Source organism: Teredinibacter sp. KSP-S5-2 (assembly GCF_032773895.1).
Taxonomy (GTDB): Bacteria; Pseudomonadota; Gammaproteobacteria; order Pseudomonadales; family Cellvibrionaceae.
Window position 1 is genome coordinate 4108458 of sequence record NZ_CP120416.1, and the last position, 22262, is coordinate 4130719.

The following is a 22262-nucleotide window of genomic DNA, read 5'->3' on the forward strand; positions in this document are numbered from 1 at the left end:
CCAAACAACTGTAATCTTTTGTAACCTGAGCTTCTAATACAGCGTTACACCCTGTTGATGCTACAGCGGGTAAAGCCTCCGCAGGTAACCTGGAACAGTCTTATACTGATCCATCTTATAAATAAGGCTGCGCCAACCAAATCGAGCACGAAACTCTAATATTAACGGGCAAACTGGTCTACCTACCTATACACCTATGCCTGACGCGCAGTAAGTACTTACATCAAACCAATAGAACTCAGGTCTATAGTACATATTTAAGCCCGAGAATGAATCGATACAAGGCATATATCCCGCGTCTCCTCACTCTGATCGACCGCTATTTTTACCTGCCATGTGAATCCTCTTATAATGGCGCTTTTTTCTTTCGACAAAAATATATGAAAGTACTAATTCAGCGTGTCGCTCACGCTTCTGTGGTTGTTGACGACCAAACCATCGGCGCAATCGATCAGGGATTGTTACTCTTTATTGGCATTGAAAAGCATGACACGCTGGAAACCCTGCAACGCATGGCCAAAAAAGTGTTGGCTTATCGGGTGTTTGGCGACGCAGAGGGAAAAATGAACCTGAGCGTCTCCGATATTAACGGCGGAGTATTGGCAATTTCGCAATTCACTCTGGCCGCAGAAACCAAAAAAGGATTAAGACCAGGCTTCTCCACCGCTGCGCCACCAGAGCAAGCAAAACAGCAATATCTGGAATTTGTCGAGCTGTTGCGCGACCAACACAACACAATTGAAACAGGAGAGTTTGCCGCAGACATGAAAGTCAGCTTGTTAAATGATGGGCCGGTAACTTTCTGGCTGGAAATGTGATTTTACTATTAGGTTTGCTAGACTCGGCTGCACAAATCCGTTAGTTCTTCTAACATTAATCATAATAAACGTAACGACAGTTCTTATCAGGAGTCTACAACTATGGAACCCATATCTGCCGCTTTTACGACGTTTGGCGTGGTTTTGTTACTGGCTAGCTGGATTCAACTACTTTTTACCTCTTTTGAAGATGATTATACGTGGGGATTAACTGCCCTATTCGTTCCACCATTGGCATACCTTTATGGATTCTTTTCCTGGGATAAAGCCAAGGCTTCTATTTGGATGGCGGTAATCGGCTGGGTATTTATTTTATTTGCCTAACAACTTGGCCCACTCTCAGGGGTGGGCCTGAATAGACGACCAATGAAACTGAATTGTGATTTAGGAGAAGGGCTACCTGACATCGACACTGCTGTCATGCCGTATATAGACATGGCCAATATTGCCTGTGGTGGCCACACTGGTGACTTCGACTCCATGACAGAAACCGCCAGGCTCGCACAGAAATATAAGGTTATTATTGGTGCTCATCCCTCATACCCGGATAGAGAAAATTTCGGTCGCCACAGTCTAAATATCGCCGAAAGTGAACTAGCAGATTCACTAATAAAACAAATATCGGATTTAAACAATGCTTGCACAAAAGTGAACGCTCAGGTTTCGTATATAAAGCCCCATGGTGCGCTCTACAATGATTTAATTCATAAACAGAATTTACTGAAACTGCTCATTGAAATCGCGGACAGTTTTTCATTAAAGCTTATGCTTATGGCGCACCCAAAACTTAATGCCTTGAAAAACAGCAATATTCTATTTGAAGCATTCGCCGACAGAGCCTATACCGACGAAGGTGAATTAGTAAGCAGACAATATGCGCATGCCGTTCACCAAGACATCAATCAGGTATATGAGCAAGCGAGTAACTTAAGTCAACGCCACGGTTTATATACAGAATCGGGGAAATGGATTGAAGTGGATGCTGAGTCTTTATGCGTCCACAGTGATTCACTTGGCGCAGTGGAGATGATAAAAAGCATCCGTCAGAAGTTAAAAAAAACACCCTGTGAATAACACGATAAGCCTTTATACAATAACCCAAGTAAGTGAAGACACGTTACTTATTCTTTTCCCTAATGCAGAAACAGAAGGTGACTTACTCAATGTTTGCCACTGGCTTTCTCTTACCAACAGAAGAGTAGTACAAGCCTTCAACACACCGAATAAACGCTTTATCACAGACACCGTACAGGCTTATCGCAGCCTGACAGTTTATTTTGATTTTATACATATCTCCTCCCCCAAAATCATCAAGGATATTACAAACATCCTGCAAAACGTGTTAGAAAAAAACCCGCTTCAACAACGCTTTTCTGGAAAAACGGTAACAATTCCTGTCTGCTATGCGCCGGAATTCGCCCTCGATTTGGATCGATTATGTAAAATCCATAAACTTTCTGAAGAAGAATTCATCCACATTCATACACAAAAACCATACACCGTATGTGCGCTGGGTTTTTTACCGGGCTTTCCTTACTTAGGCTTTGTTGATGATCGTATTGCAACACCAAGGTTAACCAGCCCGCGTACATCCATACCAGCTGGTTCTGTCGGCATTGCCGATAACCAAACTGGCATGTATCCCAAACAGTCTCCCGGTGGCTGGAATATTATCGGCCAAACACCGGAGGTAATAGCCGTTGTTGACAAGTTCGCACCTAAACTCGAAGTGGGTGATCAGGTTCAGTTTATTCCGATAACCCTGACCGAATTCAAAAAACTCAAAGGCAGTCGGGGATAAACATGCAAGTCACAATCATTAAAACCGGCGGAAAAATAACACTTCAAGATCAAGGCCGAGAGCAAGTACAAGCATACGGTTTTTCCCCAGGAGGGGCCGCAGACCTGCACAGTATGCTTTGGGCAAATAAACTCTTAAATAACACTGCGAGTAACCCCGTATTCGAATGTACACTTGGCAATATGGAACTCGAATTTTCATCCTCCTGCAGCATCGCGGTAACCGGAGCAGCAAACCATATAGAGATTAATGGTCAAATAAAACCGGCCTGGCAGTGCCACACCTTAGATGGACCGAGTCGAGTTACTATAGATCCACCACGCTCCGGAATTTATACCTACATTGCCGTTAAAGGCGAGCTTCGCGCAAATAAAATACTTAATAGCTACAGTACCGTCGAGCGGGAAGAATCCGGCTTTAACGCTGGACACCCGCTCAATACGGGACAAACTCTTGAGTTTATAATCCACAGAAAAAGCACCTTGCCTTATGCGGTTCCGTATCGGTTTAGGCCTGATTACAGCGAAAATTTACCATTACGCCTTATACCTGGCTTTCAGTTTTCACAATGCCAGCAAGACCAAATACAAAATATTTTTGACTCACACTACACCGTTCATCCCAACAGTAACAAAATGGGATACCGCTTGACAGGCGGAAAACCGATCCATATTGACTCAACTATTTTATCCGAAGCAACCCCGCTGGGAAGTGTACAGATTCCACCTGATGGTAACCCCATTATTTTAATGAAAGACAGGCAAACTATTGGAGGGTACCCGAAATTGGGCTGCATATATCAAACAGATATTTTTCAGTTAAGCCAACGGAGGCCTGGACAAAAAGTGGCATTTCAACTTGGCAACCTATCTGAAGCAGAAGAAGAATTGCGACAACTCTACCGTTTTCTGCGCTAAGAACTTAACACGACGTTTTTATCTCTGAGCTTTACCGCCGCTGTTTTCCAGCCAGATATCCAACTCATCACTCGGCATGGGCATTGCATAGAGGAAGCCTTGCACTTCATCGCATTTCAGTTCTTTTAAAATTTCCAGCTGTGATGGTTTTTCCACACCCTCTGCAACTACTTTTAAATCCAGGGTTCGCCCAAGATGAATGATCATCTCCACGATCTCACGCCCATGCTCTGTGTTACTGGTATGAATGAATGACTGATCGATCTTAAGCCTGTCAACGGGCATTCTTTGTAAATAACTTAACGATGAGAATCCCGTTCCAAAGTCGTCAATCGCTAAAGCGTAGCCCAATTCTTTGATGCTTTTTAAAAGCTTAATAACACCTACCACGTTATCCATCGCAATGGATTCAGTAATCTCCAACTCAATAAAGCTTGGATGGATGTTAATATCTTCCGTAATTTTCTTTAATGTCTTGATTGCATCTTTGTGTAACAGCTGTGCCACTGAGTAATTAACGGACATCTGAATATCATCCCAGCCCGCATCTATTAACTCAGCCATTTTTTTGCAGGCCTCACGCAAAACCCATTCACCCATGCGAATAATCAAGCCCGACTGTTCAGCAAGAGGAATAAAATCCTGGGGTGGAATCAAATCCCCTTCGGGGGTTTGCCATCGCAGTAGCGCTTCGAAACCGCGTAATTTCGATGTTTTTAAATCAAACTTGGGTTGATAAGCCAAAAACAACCGGTCTTCATCAAATGCGGTTCTCAGATTTTTTAGCAACTCCAACCGCTCGCGAGCTTCCACAACCATGTTTTTATTAAAGCTGACCACTTCACCACGGTTTTGCTGTTTTGCCAGCTTAAGGACAATACTTGCATCCTTGATCGCTTCAGAGCCGCCCCCTTCAATATCCTGAAGCGAGACAATACCAGCAGTTGCAGAAATGGCTTGTTGGTCCCGCCCGATATCAAAAGGGAAGTGAAAGGCACTTAATATCTGACTTTGCTGTATATGTTTATCCGGGCCAAAAATACCAAATGTATCACCGCTTATGCGCGCAACTGTGCACGGCACAGGGAACCTGTTAGAGAGCCTCTGCCCGACAGCTTTCAGTAACTTGTCACCATATTCCTGACCGAGTGCCGCATTCACTTCCGAGAAATTATCCAAGCCAACCATGACTAATGAATAATCTGGCATATCATCCTGTTTAATCACCCGATCAATTTCTTCGGATAATGAATTTCGATTTGGCAATCCTACAAGCGGGTCGTAGTAGGCGTAGCTACTGAGACGATCTACCAACGTGAGATTATCTGCGCAAACAGAGATATTACTGCAAAACAATTCAAGCAGCTGCTGATCCACTGCATTGATTTTGCCCGAACTCATGACAAAGCAACTCATATCTCCGCGGGAATCGCTACCCAAATATAATGCGAGTCCGCGCTTGTGAAACACGTTGCAGCGATTATCCAGGCTTTGCACTAATAAGGATTTGGCTTCGGATTCATTTAGATCATTTAAAGGATGATCAATCAAAGAACAATAGTGACCTGCGGCAGCAATAATCTGGGGTGATTCTTCACCCTCAGAAAGGAAACGACGCCTAACACAGATCAACCCTTCAGGTGGAATACTCAGCAAACCGGATAAATGAATAATGACGCCCTGCGCAAAATCATGCAGGCCTTTTTGAGTCAATAACTCGGAGCTGGCCCGAACCAACATATCCAAGCTTTTTTTACCGGCTTCAATGGCACGTATCTGGTTATACGAACGAATTGCTGTAGTAAGCGCAGCATACAGTTTTGTCTGATTCAGTTCGGATTTAAGTTTATAGTCATTAATATCGTAATCTCGAATCACTTCGATTTCCGGTGCCTGGTTTGGCTGACCTGTGCGAAGGATAATTCGGGAATCATGAATATTTAATTCATTGCGAATGACGTGCACCATATCTAACCCCGAATTCGGAGTTTCCATTACCACGTCTAATAAAATAACCGCGATATCCTTAACCGTTTTCAATACTTCCACACACTCGCGCCCGGAATAAGCGTGATGAAATTCCAATGATCTACCCAATATTTCGGTATTACGTAAGGCAAATGCTGTCGCAGAATGAACATCTTTTTCATCGTCAGTGATCAGGATTCGCCAGCTCTTTACAGAGTGACCATCAAACTCACCATCTGACATGTCTCCGCCACCGGGTTCTTCGGCGAAAACCATCAATTCATCATCGCCTAGATTGTCTGTCATTCAGTACCTTCCTTTACGGAATCGTTAGCTTCTTCAGGAGCATTTACCGGGAATTCGATTTTAAACAGGGTTCCCTCACCAACCTTGGAAATAACTTCAATACTGCCACCCAATACTCCGGTAACAATGTTATGCACAATGTGCATACCTAAACCATTGCCCCCTTCCCCCAGTTTAGTGGTGAAGAAGGGGTCAAATATTCGCTTCAGATTTTCTTCCGGTATGCCAACGCCATCATCACTGATTTCCAGGTTCACAACTTTATCAGTATGAACAACCTTGAGTTTTATATTGCCCTCTTCCCGGTCTTCAAATGCATGAATAAGTGCGTTGTTTAATAAATTGGTAATAATCTGTCCCAGAGGGCCAGGGTAACTATCAAGCTCAACCTCACCTTCCATCTCAAGATCTACGGTGTAGGGTGTATGCTTGAACATCGGAGAAAGCGTAACACGTGTTTCACGCAGCATTTCGCCCAAACGGAATTTCCTACGGTTCGCAGATGCACGGTCTACCGCCACCTGCTTGAAGCTGCTGACGAGTTCCGATGCTTTTTCCAGACTCGCACACACCAAGTGTGAACCTTCTTCCATCTCCAGAATGTATCTATCCAAAGCAGAGCGAGTCATACCCTCATTCATTTTTCGGCGAATAGAACGGGTAGCATCGGAAAGAGAAGACGCGACAGTTAAACCGTTGCCAATAGGCGTATTCAGTTCATGTGAGACACCGGCAACCAAAGATCCCAATGCCGCAAGCTTCTCTGACTGAACCAGATTCCCCTGAGTCACTTGTAATTGATCCAGAGTATCTTTTAGCTCCTTATTTAAGTCCACCAACTCCGTCGTGCGCTCACGTACACGATCTTCCAGAGTGGTAAAAGATTCCTGCAACGACTCTCTCATTTTTTCCAGTTCGTGTCGTAACACACCGAACTCATCGTTATTCATTTCCGGTATGGATGTTTTTAAGTCGCCACCCGCAATCCCGGATGCAGCCGTCTTCAATTTGCTCAATGGCGCAATCACACGAATCTGCAGGAAGTAACTGATTAACCCTAAGGAAAAGACCAACTGAATAACGATTATCGTTAACAGACGGCTGGTTTCGTTCTTAGCTATTTGTTGCGCCAACTTAAGGCTGTAAACCAAGGCAACTGAACCTATGATCTCGCCTTCAAACTCGATATCACGCTTTAACCGAATACTGTTTTCGTTTTCTTCAAAGTCCGGACTGGTGTACTCGAGAAAGATACCATGCTCAACGTCCGTCACAATGACTCTCAGAACGGACGGATCGATTTTGACGCTGTTCAGCAAGGGTTCCCCTGCCGACGTGGAAATAGTCCACAACGGCATAGTCATGCCAGCTTGTAAAAGATCAATATAGTTTTCTGCTTTTGATTTTATTTCGAGGTTTATCGTCTTCTGGTAATTTTCATCGATCAACAGCCAACCTGCCCCAGCAGCAGGAAGCACAACAGAGATAAAGACCACAATACTCAAAAAACGCTGGAGATTCTGAGCTTTACTCTTGTACCCAAAAACCTTTTTAAAATGGTTTACTAAAGACATCGACCCGCGAAGCTCACCTATAGTCAAAATGCGCAATCAGATATAATACAAACGAATATAAAGCCTCAGAATATGCCGGCAAATTCATAACTAGCTTCTATTCAAATAACATTTGTTAATAAACTATAGTTCAGTCCCGGCGATTGTTGACAAAACTATTGACGCTTATCTCATTTTTCATTCTTCGCCGAATTTACACCCTATCCATCCTAAACATTTAAGCGACATTCATTTACAATAGTCTGAACCGTTAAAGCGCATTACTATAACTATTTCACTAAAACATCATAAATAATTCAGTACTTAAGCATGGCAGCCAAGATCATTTTCGGCAAAAGAACCTCGTGTTTAACTCAGGTATTGCTGGGTTGCTTGCTTATTGCCCAAACAGTCCACTCTTCCGAAGTAAAGTACTGGAGTGAAAGCCACAGCCTTGGGATTCAGCCGTACCAGACAGAAATTATTGAAAAGGCACTGGATCTATCTCGGGATAAATTTGGCCCTTATTCTCTCTCTATCGAGACTCGCTTATTTAGCTCACAACGATCAAAGGTTGAAGCTGAGAAAGGGCATGCTATCAATTTGATGTTTACATCAGAATGGGAGGGCTCCCATGTTGAAGCAGATAAAATTGAAAAAATACACCACCCATTTTTAAAAGGATCGTTAGGTTTTCGTAGCTGTATCATTCATAAAAACCAACTCAGCAGATTTAATGAGATAAAAACGGAGGAATCCGCAAAAGGTATTTCTCTAATACAAGGTAAAGATTGGCTGGATACGGATATCTATAAATCTGCGGGCTATCAAGTTACAACTGTCGATAGCTTTAGCAGCATGCTGTATATGATTGAACGAAATCGAGTGGATTGTTTTCCGCTGAGCGTACTGGAAATTGACGCGGTGTTAAACCACTATAAGGAAGAGTTTCCAAACCTGACGATTGCACCCAACTTTTATTTCTTTTACCCGCTAAGAGTTTACCTCGCCATTCCCAAAACAGAACCGCTACTACTGCAGAGAATGCGCTACGGCATTAATCGTCTCAGCGCATCCGGTAAAATTGATAAACTCTATAATCGATACTATGGCAAGCAGCACATCAATCTGGGCAAGAAAGAGGCAAGACTCTTTATTATGCCTAACCCTTATTTAACTGCAGAAACCAATCATCAGTATATTGATGAGTTTAAGAAACATTCGAAGTTAGCAAACTAGCGCGATTGTAAGTTTCAAATTTATCCCCAATCATTTATATACCTAGCCGGCACTCCTGCAAAAACACAAACGCTTACCTGCAAACACTTTCAAATTCGCAGAACCATTATGTTTATCAATTAAGAATATTCTGGTAGAAAATTCGCAAGCACGTTAGGAGCGCTCTAAATTCATACGCAACTGAAGTTATATATGGCTGCGCCTTGTCTGCTATAAAAAATAGTTCGATCCAAGAGCACTCAACACAGAGAAGCTTGTCACCACCTTTTTTAAGAGACATTTTTAGCGTTAGAAACAAAATACGGCATGACAATGGGATAAATAGATTTAGAAATATAGACATGGCTTTGGAGTATATTTCTATTAAAAAGAACCCCGAGTTAAATAGTTACTGCTTTTATTCAGATGACCTGTAAGTCTGAAACGAAAAAAGCCACCCATAGAGAGTGGCTTTATCAAGGAAGGAATATCCCGACCAGATTTAGGCGGGATTTTTTAACTATTTAACCATGACACTGGAAGCGTAAAGATACCAGGAACCATGTGGCGTCCATTGTTCGACCCAACGCCAGTTTCCATAATCTTCGGCAGCCATCCAGTCAATTCCCCGGCCCTCTGGGTCTTCCATTTTACCGGTGATACCATTTGATATACCGCCTTTTACCATAGCCCCGCCACTTTCTGAATAAGCAGGGTTTTTCACTCCAAAACCGTAGAGCATGCAAAGGTCATAAGGGTTTTTGCCCAAGATCCAATCCATACTGGACTGTGCAAACACTTCCAACTCTCCCGCGAACTCAACCAGATCTGCCTGATCAGATTTCGCGAACAGTTCTTTTGCCAATGTCGCAGCTGAAGCCAATGAGGCTAGACGAGCACTTTCACCCTGCCACCAATAACCGGTTTCGTTGTTATGTGGAACAAAAAAGCCTTCCAAGACACCGCTGGTATAAGTTTGTTTTTCAAAATCAAACGTCTGGAAATTTTGTCTGGGGTAATTAAAGGGGTTCGCCACTTTTTTATCCAGAGCAAGTTGGTAACGAAGTGCTTTTTCAACAACGGCTTCGACGTTTTTACGCGCTACATCGTCAGTTTCTACCTCTCGATATTGCAAAAGGGCAACAACTGGCATACCCGCTTCTACGGCATGATAATAAGGACGAACTTTACCATCCGCGATGAAATAGCCCTCATCGCCCATTCGACCAAGAAGCGAACTGGCACGCTGGCGCGCGTAAGCAAAGTATTCGTCTTTCTGTGTTGATTTGTACAACTCAATTGCTGCAATCAACGCAGTGTAGTCATCAATGATATTTTCTTTTCCATCATCGCAATATTTAAGGTTGTTAACCTTTAAGTGAGCAAACGCAGTTTCCGCGTCCGCCAAATATTGCTCGGCAGTAAATTCACTGGCAAATCCGGTTTCCTTCTTCAAGCGATAACCACGAGCCAACGCGGCAATGGCGATGGCACCACCCTCACGGAAAGCCGCCTGGTAATTTGGCGTGTACTCACCCTCTAAACCTTTATAACCTGTAATATAACGATTTTGATCCATACCCCAACGATCGAATACTGTTGCATAAAAGTATCCGTCTTTACTCAAGATACGGTGTAAATAATCCGTTCCCCAGAATGCTTCTTCGAGTACCTTATCCGTTAGGCCCAATTGCTTAAATTGCTCTCCCGCATTTTCATAAGCAGACATAATAGACCAAGCAATAAATGAACCTTGCTGAGGCGTGAAATAATTTGAGTAGGAAAGATGCGAGAGGTACTTACCAGTTTCACCACCAGCATCATTCCAGCCGCCATACACATTGATCAACTCACCAGTATCAATAATTGGAATCGCTTTATCTCGCTCACTGGTATTGCGATTAATCACAAAGTATTTAAAGACGTCTGTCATTGTCAGGTTAAACAATGCGTTCTTCGCCACATTGAAGGCAGGGGAAGTTGTTTTGCTTCCGTTTGCCAGGGTAGCTTGTAATTTAAATGTGCCTGATTGTTGAACAGAAGAGAAATCCACTGTGTAATGTTTTTTGCCTTTTCCCCATTCGGTAAAAGACTGACTTGCTACCGCGTCTAGGTTAGCAATGGTTTCCCCGTTTTGATCAACGAGAGAAACAGAAGACAATTGTTGGTCATCATCCGTAACCACGACGGCGTTTTTGGCTCCGTCAATATCAAACGCTACCTGATTAACGTGGATGCTTACTGCAGCATCACTTGGACGCAATGATTGAGTTTGTGACTGGGGATGATCCTGATTGGACCCGCAAGATACGAGCGAGAGCAGAAAAGTGCAAAGAAGCCCAATGCAGAGGAAGCTTGTAAATCGTTGTTTCATGACGACCCTCTTGGAAAAAAGCGCCTAACTGGCTGCGAGCATTAGCCAGTTAGGACTAAGCAATAAAAAGGACAAAAAGACGCTTCCTAGTGATAAAGCATCTTCTCAGTCCACAAGTAAGAAACAAAACACTCACCTGAAGACAAGCAAGACCACACACCTTGCTGTCTCCATAATATGCGCCATATTGAACCACTGTCAATACTTACAACCATTGGATTTATTTATTAATCTATCAATAATCGCAATTAGCCAATAACTTATGCCAAGGATAGTATTAAATGCAGTGAAAAATAGACCAAAGTCTATTCAAGTTAAAAATCCAGAGCCATTTTGTCCGTGAATACAAAGATACGCGTTTGAGACAGCCTCTCAGTCATAAGAGAGGCTTGATAGAGAATGATGCACTCCCCGCACAAACTTGCAGGGGGAAAGATTTCGGCAACTATAAGCGTCCTACTTTGGGGCGATTGTTCCGCCTTAACAGACCTTCAGCAGCGGCTTCTCGATGGTCTTCGTTGTGGAGAACATCCAGGCGCGGTGCCATCATTTCATAAATAGGTAAAACCGCCGCACCCAGTATGGAACTCTCTTCCTGATGATGAGCGAGCAACACGCGGTGTTCAGGGTCTGCAATCCCACCCCTGACAGAGTTCAACCAGGGCCTTGCGTCTTTCAGTAGTTTTTCCACGATGGCCTTCGGAGCCGTCCCACCAATAATAATGGTTTCCGGGTCGAGCATATTTTCAATCACACACACTGCATTGCGCAGATGCAAGCAAGCTTGCTGACACCATGATTCCAGCACCGGATCAGACTCAGCCAACAGTCCTTCCAACTGATCGGTTCTCGGAGCCAGTAACCCCTGAGATTCGTAATACTCACTCAGAGCGTGCAATGAAACGTAGCGCTCAAGACAACCCCGGTTTCCGCAGTAACACGGCTTGCCGTCCGGAAAAATCGGAATATGGCCAAACTCCGTTGCGTTGCCGTTTGCCCCTTGATAAGCCGAATGACCAGTGACCAACACACCACCGGTACCGATACCAAAGTGGATATAGAAGAAACTGCGTAAGTTTTTGGCGGCACCAAACAGTGATTCACCCAAGGCACCAGCCACACTGTCCACGCTATAGAAAACGTGATAGCCCGACCTTTCGTGCAACTCATCCAACACACTTAAATCCTTCCAACCTTCAAATGCTGTTGGACCAACAAAGCTCAGCTCCTTGGCATCGAACGGGCCAGGTAGAGAAACGCCTATTCCCCATATCGTCGCATCCATTTCGACCGAGGATTTGAGTTTCTCGATCATGCTCAACATTGTTTGCAAACACAGTTGTGGGTCATTGGTATCGACTTCAGCCCTCTCCATCGCCAGAATTTCCCCCACCAAATTCACCATCGCTGCAGAGGCATGACCAGACTCAAGATAGATGCCAATAGACATCCCCCCCTTGGGGTTCAAGGCAAAAGCAATAGGAGGTTGGCCACGGGATTTCTCCACTTTACGCCGCTTGGAAATAATGACCCCGATAGATTCCAGTTCCTGTGTGATATTTGCAACTGTTTGCGGGCTCAACGAAACCAGATCAACGATCTCCTTACGGGATATTTCCCCTGCCCGCCGAATCACATCCAAAACAATTCGTCGGTTATATGGCGCACTGGATTGCTGGCTTGTGCCTCTTGATACCATTAACTCCCCCAAAATCCTGATTTGATAATTATTAAAGCCCGTGCTGGAAATCTTCGTACCACGTTCCAGCAAATTCACTTCTATTGTTAGATGAGTTTCCGATCAATGAAACAAAGGCTGTGTCGGTGTGTTCTAGCCGTATTCGAAAGGAATATTAGTGGATTATAACTTAATCAACCTAAGCCGATAAGATATCTATCAAATAAATACATCTAATGATTGTATTTATTGACAAGAACATTATAAATCGCTTAAATGTCTATCAACACAGGCTGTTTTTTTGCACTAGAGGCAGAACGACCCCTTTTATCAGCTGTCGAGCTTCTCTCTGCGAACAACAGACAAACTAGCAAATCATCTCAGGAGCTTTTGCAGTAATGAGTCCTAGTTCTCCCAAACTCACCATCATTGGCGATGTTGGCGTCGATGTTATCCTTGGGCCAATTAACGACTGGCCAGAAATCGGTACCGAAACCATTACTGAAAAACATGAACTCAGGCCTGGTGGTTCGGCATGTAATACCGCTCTAGCATTAAACTATGTGGGAGGTGAGTACACCTTGCTTTCCCTGGTTGGCAACAATCACTTTGGTAAATGGCTCTCATCTCACTTTGCCAATACCAACAGCTATTTCAGCGAGTGCAATCAACCGACAACAATGTCTGTTTGTTTAACTCACTCCTGCTCTGAACGCACTATTTTTACAACCAAGGGGCACCTTGAGCATATGGAATACGAGCACGCGGTCGCCAGATTGGCCCCTGCTCAGTCAGACAAGGATATTGTTTTACTTACCGGCGTATTCCTGACCCCCAAACTCCGAACCACCTATATCCAACTCCTTAAGCATCTTCATGATCTGGGTTATCAAGTTGCGCTGGATACTGGCTGGCCCACGGGAGGATGGAACGCTGAAGTTCGACGTGAAGTTCTGGAATGGCTACCCTACATTAACCACCTACTGGTAAATAAAATCGAAGCGTTTAACTTAGCCGACACACAAGACATATCCGCAGCAATGGATATGATCCATGAATGCATGCCTGAAGGCGCTACCCTGGTAGTCAAACTGGGCTCCGAAGGTTCAATGGGAAGGCAAAACGGCAACACAGTTACCGCCAAGGCTCAGCCCGTTGAAGTACAAGACTCGATCGGTGCAGGAGACTCCTTTAATGCAGGCTATCTTCACGCACGCATTCTCGGATTAGACTTGTACACATCATTGGAAACCGGTTGCAATCTGGCTTCCACAGTCATCAGTCGAAGCCCAAGAGGCGATATTCGCGACGGTGAACTGGCAGTGCTGGCAGAAACTAAAATTACAGCTTAAATTATCCGTTCTTCAACGAGGCTAAGGCTATGAAAAACAATAATATGATCGTACTCTTCATCCTCTGCCTGTGGTTTGTCATTTCGTTTGTCACCAATATTTTAGGGCCCTTGATGCCACTAATTATTGAGGGCTTTGAAATCAACAACACCATGGCGGGCTTTCTTCCGTTTTCTTTCTTCCTAGCCTACTTTTTGGTGTCGATCCCGGCAGGTGCGATGACAGAATCTATCGGCCCGAAAAAAGCCATGCTTCTAGCATTTAGCGTCAACTTGATAGGCACGGCAATTTTTTCAATCTTCCCTGTTTATGGTGCAGCACTAATCGCTCTATTCTTCATAGGAATGGGCATGGCGATGCTTCAGGTAATCATCAATCCGCTAATGCGTACTGCTGGCGGTGAAGCCCATTTCGCCTTCTTCTCTGTTATGGGACAGTTGGTATTTGGTCTGGCCTCATTTGTTAGTCCGTTTGTTTTCTCTGCTCTTATGGCCGAAATTGCGAAAGGTGACGCCAGCGCAATTGCGCAAACAGTTGCTAGCCTGACTCCTGAAAATCTTGGCTGGGTTTCATTCTACTGGCTGTTTGCTGTGATCTTTATTGTCGTACTGGCAATAATTTCACAAATGAACATCCCTCGCCTTCAAGTTGCCAGCGATGAGCTTTCCAGCCCAGCTGATGTTTATATTCAGCTATTGAAAAAGCCACAAGTGATCCTGTTTGCACTCGGTATCGCTGCATATGTGGGCACAGAACAAGCATTAGCGAATTGGATGTCACAATATTTGTCAACGCACCATGGTGTTGACCCAACTAAAGAAGGTGCTCAAGCAGTTGGACTTTTTTGGGGACTGATGTCACTAGGTTGTATCTTAGGCCTGGGCCTGCTGAAACTACTGGACTCAAAGGTTGTTTTACGACTTTTCACGCTAGTTGCCATGTGCTGCTTGGCGGCAGCAGTTTTCGGTAGCAAGGAGATCGCTCTAATGGCCTTCCCTGCAACCGGCTTTTTCATCTCAGTCATGTTCTCTGTGATATTCTCTCTCGCACTGAACTCCAGTAAAGACCACCACGGGGCCTTCTCAGGCATTTTATGTTCAGGTATTTTTGGCGGAGCCTTGTTACCCCTCATTGTGGGTATCGCTGGTGATTTATACGGCCTGAAAGTTGCCTTGGTATTGCTTTATATCCCACTCGGCTTCATTCTAAGTATCTCTTTCTGGGCTAAGCCTCTTATCAATAACGAAACAATTTCATTAAGCAAGCTGTTCGGCAAAGAGGCCAACACCTAAGAAAGCTAAACACCAAAACCCGGATTAGAATTATTCGAAGCCCCTCTCCACGAGGGGCTTTTTATTTACCCGCCATCAAGACTGAAAACAAGAATAAAAAGATCTTTTTCACAATAAACATCAAAAAATTTAAAAAAATATCACCCTGGATTAATTAATCTATTAATTCTCAGTTTTTTTAAATTTTGTTCTAAAAAATCAGGGTTAAGTAAAAATATTGGTAATTGGAGTACCTCTGTTGTGGTATTTCTCAGTAGGCCAGCAAAATCAGACGTCTATATCCTCGCGTTTTCACATAAGCGAGCCGCCTTCCATTCCAAAATGACACTGAAATTAACTTGCGAACAACTGAGTCACTATATTAAATATAAATAGGAACTTTCTAATAAACACATACTACAGGGTAAATGCTACTATTTACCTACAGATGAGTTTTACTTGAGACATTTTTGTGGCGATTCAAGACGACTGGTCTCATCCGGAAATGCTTTACACCCTATACACAGGCATAGTGACGGGAGAAGAGCTTTTAGAGACCGCATTAAAGAAAAGTGGCGACCCTCGCTTTGATGATGTGAAATACATCATCGGGGATTGGACGGAAGCGTTGCTTTCTTATGTCTCTGCGGAAGAGATCAAGCAGTTAGTTGCCTACCACAAAGGCATGACCAAGACCTGCCCTTACGCCAAACTTGCCACAGTCGTAAATCGTGATAGAAGCGGAAATGCTTTAGCCGCTTGGTACAAATTACTCTGTGAAAACCTTCCCTGGGATGTCGAGATTTTCTACACCCTAGAGGATGCCGAAGAGTGGCTGGAAGCTCCAATCCCTCGTCGGCTCCTTAACGAATATGCAGCACTACACGTCGCTCCCCAGGATGACGACGATGCTCCCATAGATACACACCCTGCCACGTCCCAAGAGCGAGACGTCCGTCCATAACCGGAATAGACAAGCTTGTAGCCGTAAGTGTCGCCTTAATATGCGCAGGCATATCATCCGCCCCCTCCAGAGTATGGGTGTAAAGTGGGTCATTCTCCGGCACCAGCCGGTTTAACCAGGCCTCCAAATCACGTTGCGCAGACGGGTCATAATTCTCCTGAATGATTAAGCTTGCAGAAGTATGCTGAACAAACAGCGTGCACAAACCTTCACCCCGGCTTTCTCTCCCCTCTGAACTCGCCCACTCATCGACTCTAGGTGTAATAAGATGGGTAAAACTAAACAACCCTTGTGAACGAACAGGCACCGACAAAACAGCTATCACACTTTTCTCCTTAATTTATCGTGACTTCTTACTATATCACTCTACAATTACCCCGGAAAAATTATCATTCCCAGACTCACCCTCTTCGTCTCCACTTTTAACAGAATTAAAGGAAAAAGCTTAATGTTTGGCTTTTTTGAAAAACTTGTTGCTCCATTTCCGTCCAATGATCCAGAACAACCACCCAGTTCCCTGGTGGCATTTTGCCTACATTACTGCAAAGGCTCCGGTAGATATTTGTTTTTAATGGCACTGTTAACCGGTGCTATTGCGATATTGGAAGTCTCCCTATTTGATTTTCTCGGGGAGTTGATTGATATCCTCAATAGCAGCAAGCCCGAAACACTACTCAGCGAACATAGCTCACTATTTGTCACCTATGGCACGGTGGTATTAGTTCTTTTACCTATTTCCGTGTTAATCCGCTCATTGGTTGTTCATCAAACCCTACTTGGTAATTTCCCAATGCGAATTCGCTGGCAAGCTCATCGCCACTTGCTTGGGCAAAGCATGAGCTTTTATCAACATGAATTTGCGGGACGTGTTGCAACCAAGGTGATGCAAACATCGCTATCCGTTCGTGAAAGCGTAATGAAGTTATTGGATGTATTGCTGTATATATTAATTTACTTTTCCAGTGTGGTAGTGCTTGCCGCCAGTCTCGATCTTCGTCTGGCCCTACCATTGATTGGCTGGCTCATCGCCTATTGCACTATTTTGTATTATTTTTTGCCCCGACTTAAAAATATTGCTCAACGACAAGCCGATGCCCGTTCTGAAATGACTGGAAGAATCGTCGATACTTACACCAATATTTCAACGGTAAAACTGTTCTCTCATTCACGCAGAGAGGAAAATTACGCAAAAGAAGGAATGAAAAATTTCCTCACAACTGTCTACCCTCAGATGCGTTTAGCCACGGGTTTGGATGTAATTGTCTGGTTATCTAATGCGGGACTGATTGCTTCAACCGTTTTTATTTCGGTGTGGCGGTGGATGGAAGGTAGTATCACAACCGGAGCTATCGCCGCAGCCATTGCTTTAGTACTGCGTTTGTACAGCATATCGCAATGGGTAATGTGGGAGATATCCGGCCTGTTCGAAAGCATAGGTACGACTACAGACGGCATGAATACGCTTTCCCAGCCGAAAGAGGTGCAAGATACACCACAATCCAACCCGATCCAATTAACTCAGGGAGCCATTAGTTTTACCCACGCTTGTTTTCACTACGGCAAGGGAAGTGGCGTAATCGACGACTTGAATATTGATATTAAACCTGGAGAGAAAATTGGTTTGGTTGGCCGATCCGGTGCCGGGAAATCCACATTGGTAAACCTGCTTCTCCGTTTTTATGATGTCGAACAGGGCACAGTTACCATTGACGGACAAAATGTCAGTGATGTGCAACAGGAAAGCCTCAGAGCACAAATTGCGATGGTGACTCAGGACACTTCGCTTCTGCATCGCTCGGTTCGAGAAAATATTTTATATGGCAAGCCGGACGCAACCGATGAAGAAATGATTGAAGCTGCAAAACAGGCTAAAGCCCATGAATTTATTTTAGGCCTTAGCGACCCATCAGGCAGAACTGGTTACGACGCACATGTCGGCGAACGTGGCGTCACGCTTTCTGGCGGTCAACGCCAGCGAATAGCAATAGCCCGGGTATTACTGAAAAATGCGCCAATTCTTATTTTGGATGAAGCCACCTCCGCACTGGATTCAGAAGTGGAAACCGCGATTCAGGAAAACCTGTATAAATTAATGGAAGGCAAAACAGTCATTGCCATTGCCCACCGACTGTCCACCATCGCGGCTTTGGATAGGTTAATTGTGATGGACAAGGGCAATATTATAGAGCAGGGTTCTCACCAGGAATTGATTAAACAAAAAGGAACCTACGCACAGTTGTGGGCACACCAATCAGGTGGTTTCCTTGGTGAAAACTAACGCTTAATAAAATACAAAAAATAATGGGGCGCAATACGCCCCACAGACCCAATAACTTAATCAATCAGAAAATATTACTTCAAGCAGGCAATCGACTTTTAACGACGCATGCCAAATCTCCGTAGTAGTTATTACTGTAGTTACACTGCATCCCTTTTACGGAATGACTTTGAGCCTTCTGCTTAGCGCTACTTTGTCGTCTGGGTTTATTTACTCGTTTCATATTCTTTCCTCCATCAGCTGGCCGACAGAATGTCAGTCAGTTAAATGTCTGTAAATTGAAAAAAAATGAATGAGTAAATCGATTTTGTTAAACTTTCGCTCGAATCACACCTAGATGTTCATCCAATTGGGCGCGGAACAACTTCATCAATAACTGAATATTATTCACACCGGCATAATTCAAGCGCGTAATAAATGCGATCTTTCGATGAGGGCCTGGCTCATTTAGATGAACTGCTCGCAAGGCCGAGTGCTCTTTTAATATTTGAGGCAAAGCCATATGTGGCACCAGCGTACTCCCCATTTTGCCTTCCACCATATGAATCAGGGTTCCCAAGCTGGTACCCGCCAAGGCTTCCGAACTGGTACTCGGCTGTAATTTACAGGCTGCCAGGGCGTGATCTTTTAAACAGTGGCCATCTTTAAGCAGCAATAATGACCCAGGGTCCAATTGATCGCTACGTAGTTCATCTGCCTCGGCATAGGGCAAGTCGTGATGGCATATAAGATAAAAATCTTCTTGCCAGAATTCAAAAGCGTGTAAGCCATCTAAGGCATAAGGTAGCGCCAACACAGCCGTATCCAATTCCCCTCGCCGCACCATATCCACCAGAACATGGGATTGCTCTTCGATGATCGTCAGCCGCAGTTGTGGGTACTGTTCACGTAAGGCCGGAAGCACCACAGGTAATAAAAAAGGGGCAATAGTGGGAATCACCCCCATTGAAATCGGGTAGGAGAGCGGCTGCTTTTCGCTTTGAGCCAACAAGGCCAACTCATCCACTTGCATACGAATGGACTGGGCCTTCTCCAGCACCAACTGACCGATAGGCGTGGTCATGACACTTTTATTGTCCCGCTCAAATAGCTGTATGCCCAACTGGGACTCCAGCTCGGAGATTGCCGAACTCAGTGCTGACTGAGATACAGAGCAAGCCTCTGCCGCCTTCTTAAAGTGCTTGGTCTTATCTACAGCCAGGGCGTAATGAAGCTGTTTGAGGGTAATCATAGTCCACCTTCAATTTTATCGAACGACATAATCAATTTTATTCGATTTTAAAGATCATTCAAGCTCTTTACCATGCACTCATGTTTTCAACAGGTGCAATCAAGCAGTCAACGCACCGAACTAAATGAATCAAAAACTGAACCCAAGAGGAAATGAGACATGGCAAAAATCAATCAGACAATCCCAGAGTTTAAGGCTGAAGCGTTTCACAACGGCGAATTCAAAACTATTACTTCCGATGACGTGAAAGGCAAATGGTCGATCTTTTTGTTCTACCCAGCCGACTTTACCTTTGTCTGCCCAACTGAATTGGAAGACATGGCGAAGTACTACGACGAGTTGCAATCTCTGGGCGTGGAAGTCTACTCCGTATCAACAGATACCCACTTTGTGCATAAAGCATGGCATGACACCAGCGAAGCCATTGGTAAAATCAAGTACCCAATGATTGGCGACCCAACCGGCACCATTACACGCGGCTTCGACGTGATGATTGAAGAAGAAGCTTTGGCTCTTCGCGGAACCTTCCTGGCAGACCCAGAAGGCGTAATCAAGGTAGCTGAAATCCACGATTTGGGGATTGGTCGCTCGGCAAAAGACATGGTACGCAAAGTCAAAGCCGCGCAATACGTAGCCAGCCACGATGGTGAAGTATGTCCTGCGGCATGGGAACAAGGCCAGGAAACATTGAAACCCAGCCTGGACCTTGTCGGCAAAATCTAAATAACAAAACGGGGCAGTTCGCTGCCCCTAGCACAGCTTACTAATAGGAAATAAACCATGCTAACGCAAGATATTCTTGATGCTCTTAAATCTTATACCGCCAATATGACACGGACGATTAATTTGGTGTTGCAATTGGGAGACCATGAAAAACGTTCGGAACTCGCCAGCTTCCTAACCAGTTTTGCGTCAGTATCCGACAAAATCATATTTGAGGAACGCTACCTGGGGGAAACAGTAAAGAGTCCGATGACCTTCGTATTGGAAGCGGACGGCGAAGCAACCGGCATTTCGTTTTCAGGTATCCCCAGCGGTCACGAATTTAATTCCCTGGTGTTGGCGGTACTGCAATTATCGGGAACAGAAATCAAGTTGGACGACACCGTTAAACAAATGGTATCTCAAATTGAGACACCCTTGAATTTTGAAATATTTGTCAGCCTAAGTTGTCACAACTGCCCGGATGTTGTGCAAACACTCAACCAGTTTGCTGTAATCAACCCGAATATTTCTGCTGAGATGATTGATGGTGGCGTATTCCCTGAATTAATTGAAGAAAGAAATATTCAAGGTGTGCCTTCGGTTTACCTCAATGGCGAAGTATTTGCCAATGGTAAAATCGACACGGCAAAAATTATTGAAAAGCTGGTAGAGAAGTACCCTGAAATTGCCAGCAGTTCAACTAAACAGGAAAAACTGCCTGTGCAAGATGTCACTGTGGTGGGTGGTGGTCCGGCTGGTGTTGCTGCTGCAATTTATGCCGCACGTAAAGGTTTAAAAGTCACCGTTGTGGCAGACCGAATCGGCGGTCAGGTAAAAGATACCATGGGAATTGAAAACCTGATTTCCGTTCCCAAAACAACAGGCCCACAGTTAACCAACGCATTGCATGGGCACTTACGAGAATACGATATTACCGTTCGCGAACACTTCCAGGTGGAGAGCATTGAGAAAGGTAATATAAAAACATTAACCTTAACGTCAGGCCAAGTGATTGAAACCAAAACATTGATTATTGCTACCGGAGCCAAATGGCGTGAGCTTGGTGTGCCGGGAGAAAAAGAAAATATCGGCAATGGTGTTGCCTATTGTCCACACTGTGACGGCCCGTTCTTCAAAGGTAAAGATGTGGCAGTAATTGGCGGCGGCAACTCCGGTATTGAAGCCGCATTGGATTTATCCGGGATCGTAAAATCCGTGACCGTATTTGAGTTCTTGCCCGAGCTTAAAGCAGATAAAGTTCTGGTGAACCAAGCGGAAGCTCGGGACAACATCAAAATTTTGAAGAATGTTGCGACTAAAGAAATTATTGCCGATAACGGCAAGGTGGCAGCGATTGATTACCAGGACAGAGAGACGGAAGAAGTTCACAGACAACATTTAGCCGGCGTCTTTGTGCAGATTGGTTTGGTACCCAATAGCCAATTTGTCAAAGGCATAGTGGAACTCACGCCCTATGGTGAAGTTATTGTAAATGAGAAAGGTGAGACCAGTGAGCCTGGTATTTTTGCCTGCGGTGATGTCACGACAGTGCCGTACAAGCAAATTGTGATTGCGATGGGTGAAGGTGCGAAAGCTTCTCTCTCGGCATTTGACTACTTAATTAAGAACGCATAACACCCCGACTCGGCCACGATCTATTACAGACGTGGCCTTTTTTATGTATCTGTTTTTACTTCACTACAACCCGATAAAAGTACTCAATTAAAGCTCGCAGTTGCTGTTCAAAAACCGCATAAATACATCCCTGTAGCTCACTCAATTCTTCCATGAATTGAGTGTTTTTGAACAGCAACGCCAAGCTTTCGCT

General features: G+C 44.4%; 19 protein-coding genes. 12 read left to right on the top strand and 7 right to left on the bottom strand.

Annotated features, from left to right (window positions below; translation table 11 throughout):
* Positions 1–380: 380 nt before the first annotated feature.
* The 5 genes from dtd to P5V12_RS17430 all read left to right on the top strand — a co-directional run bounded on the left by dtd (position 381) and on the right by P5V12_RS17430 (position 3536).
* Positions 381–818: a D-aminoacyl-tRNA deacylase gene (gene dtd / locus P5V12_RS17410; protein ID WP_316954369.1), complete on the top strand. Its 438-nt coding sequence runs from the start codon at positions 381–383 to the stop codon at positions 816–818.
* 102 nt (positions 819–920) lie between these two features.
* Positions 921–1142: a hypothetical protein gene (locus P5V12_RS17415; protein ID WP_316954370.1), complete on the top strand. Its 222-nt coding sequence runs from the start codon at positions 921–923 to the stop codon at positions 1140–1142.
* 42 nt (positions 1143–1184) lie between these two features.
* Complete coding sequence (gene pxpA / locus P5V12_RS17420; protein ID WP_316954371.1) at positions 1185–1892, top strand: 5-oxoprolinase subunit PxpA; 708 nt, start codon at positions 1185–1187, stop codon at positions 1890–1892.
* Complete coding sequence (pxpB, locus tag P5V12_RS17425) at positions 1885–2619, top strand: 5-oxoprolinase subunit PxpB (RefSeq protein ID WP_316954372.1); 735 nt, start codon at positions 1885–1887, stop codon at positions 2617–2619. Before pxpA ends, pxpB begins: the two co-directional genes overlap by 8 nt.
* A gap of 2 nt (positions 2620–2621) precedes the next feature.
* Positions 2622–3536: a biotin-dependent carboxyltransferase family protein gene (locus P5V12_RS17430; protein WP_316954373.1), complete on the top strand. Its 915-nt coding sequence runs from the start codon at positions 2622–2624 to the stop codon at positions 3534–3536.
* Between the two features lie 18 nt (positions 3537–3554).
* On the opposite strand, the gene P5V12_RS17435 is transcribed toward P5V12_RS17430, so the two are convergent.
* Positions 3555–5810 (bottom strand): EAL domain-containing protein, encoded by a 2256-nt coding sequence (locus tag P5V12_RS17435; protein ID WP_316954374.1) that lies wholly within the window; start codon positions 5808–5810, stop codon positions 3555–3557.
* The gene (locus tag P5V12_RS17440; RefSeq protein WP_316954375.1) at positions 5807–7384 is read right to left on the bottom strand and encodes a sensor histidine kinase; all 1578 of its coding nucleotides are present in this window, start codon (positions 7382–7384) and stop codon (positions 5807–5809) included. The genes P5V12_RS17435 and P5V12_RS17440 overlap by 4 nt, the downstream gene beginning before the upstream one ends.
* Positions 7385–7693: 309 nt before the next feature.
* Between P5V12_RS17440 and P5V12_RS17445 the strand changes: the two genes are divergently transcribed.
* Positions 7694–8602: a transporter substrate-binding domain-containing protein gene (locus P5V12_RS17445; protein WP_316954376.1), complete on the top strand. Its 909-nt coding sequence runs from the start codon at positions 7694–7696 to the stop codon at positions 8600–8602.
* Positions 8603–9101: 499 nt separating this feature from the next.
* Here P5V12_RS17445 and P5V12_RS17450 read toward each other — a convergent pair whose 3' ends face one another.
* Both P5V12_RS17450 and P5V12_RS17455 read right to left on the bottom strand, forming a co-directional pair.
* Positions 9102–10955, bottom strand: coding sequence for a glycoside hydrolase family 9 protein (locus tag P5V12_RS17450; RefSeq protein ID WP_316954377.1), 1854 nt, complete (start codon positions 10953–10955; stop codon positions 9102–9104).
* Positions 10956–11400: 445 nt separating this feature from the next.
* The gene (locus P5V12_RS17455) at positions 11401–12654 is read right to left on the bottom strand and encodes an ROK family transcriptional regulator (protein ID WP_316954378.1); all 1254 of its coding nucleotides are present in this window, start codon (positions 12652–12654) and stop codon (positions 11401–11403) included.
* A 377-nt stretch (positions 12655–13031) separates the two neighbouring features.
* On the opposite strand from P5V12_RS17455, the gene P5V12_RS17460 reads away from it, so the two are divergent.
* The 3 genes from P5V12_RS17460 (at position 13032) to P5V12_RS17470 (ending at position 16220) form a co-directional block, all read left to right on the top strand.
* Complete coding sequence (locus P5V12_RS17460; RefSeq protein WP_316954379.1) at positions 13032–13985, top strand: carbohydrate kinase family protein; 954 nt, start codon at positions 13032–13034, stop codon at positions 13983–13985.
* 29 nt (positions 13986–14014) lie between these two features.
* Positions 14015–15277 carry an MFS transporter gene (locus P5V12_RS17465; RefSeq protein ID WP_316954380.1) on the top strand — a complete coding sequence of 421 codons (1263 nt, stop codon included), beginning with the start codon at positions 14015–14017 and terminating at the stop codon, positions 15275–15277.
* A 451-nt stretch (positions 15278–15728) separates the two neighbouring features.
* Positions 15729–16220 carry a hypothetical protein gene (locus P5V12_RS17470; protein WP_316954381.1) on the top strand — a complete coding sequence of 164 codons (492 nt, stop codon included), beginning with the start codon at positions 15729–15731 and terminating at the stop codon, positions 16218–16220.
* Here the strand turns inward: P5V12_RS17470 and P5V12_RS17475 are convergent.
* Complete coding sequence (locus P5V12_RS17475; protein ID WP_316954382.1) at positions 16120–16545, bottom strand: secondary thiamine-phosphate synthase enzyme YjbQ; 426 nt, start codon at positions 16543–16545, stop codon at positions 16120–16122. The genes P5V12_RS17470 and P5V12_RS17475 overlap by 101 nt on opposite strands.
* 123 nt (positions 16546–16668) lie before the next feature.
* On the opposite strand from P5V12_RS17475, the gene P5V12_RS17480 reads away from it, so the two are divergent.
* A complete protein-coding gene (locus tag P5V12_RS17480; RefSeq protein WP_316954383.1) occupies positions 16669–18498 on the top strand; it encodes an ABC transporter ATP-binding protein in 1830 nt (609 codons plus the stop codon).
* Positions 18499–18577: 79 nt separating this feature from the next.
* Here P5V12_RS17480 and P5V12_RS17485 read toward each other — a convergent pair whose 3' ends face one another.
* Together P5V12_RS17485 and P5V12_RS17490 are read right to left on the bottom strand one after the other, a co-directional pair.
* The gene (locus P5V12_RS17485; protein WP_316954384.1) at positions 18578–18721 is read right to left on the bottom strand and encodes a hypothetical protein; all 144 of its coding nucleotides are present in this window, start codon (positions 18719–18721) and stop codon (positions 18578–18580) included.
* Positions 18722–18808: 87 nt separating this feature from the next.
* The gene (locus P5V12_RS17490; RefSeq protein WP_316954385.1) at positions 18809–19729 is read right to left on the bottom strand and encodes a hydrogen peroxide-inducible genes activator; all 921 of its coding nucleotides are present in this window, start codon (positions 19727–19729) and stop codon (positions 18809–18811) included.
* 159 nt (positions 19730–19888) lie between these two features.
* Between P5V12_RS17490 and ahpC the strand changes: the two genes are divergently transcribed.
* Both ahpC and ahpF read left to right on the top strand, forming a co-directional pair.
* On the top strand, positions 19889–20452 hold the full coding sequence (gene ahpC / locus P5V12_RS17495; RefSeq protein WP_316954386.1) for an alkyl hydroperoxide reductase subunit C: 564 nt from the start codon (positions 19889–19891) through the stop codon (positions 20450–20452).
* A gap of 57 nt (positions 20453–20509) precedes the next feature.
* Entirely contained in the window at positions 20510–22069 is a 1560-nt protein-coding gene (gene ahpF / locus P5V12_RS17500) for an alkyl hydroperoxide reductase subunit F (protein ID WP_316954387.1), read from the top strand.
* Positions 22070–22262: the final 193 nt, after the last annotated feature.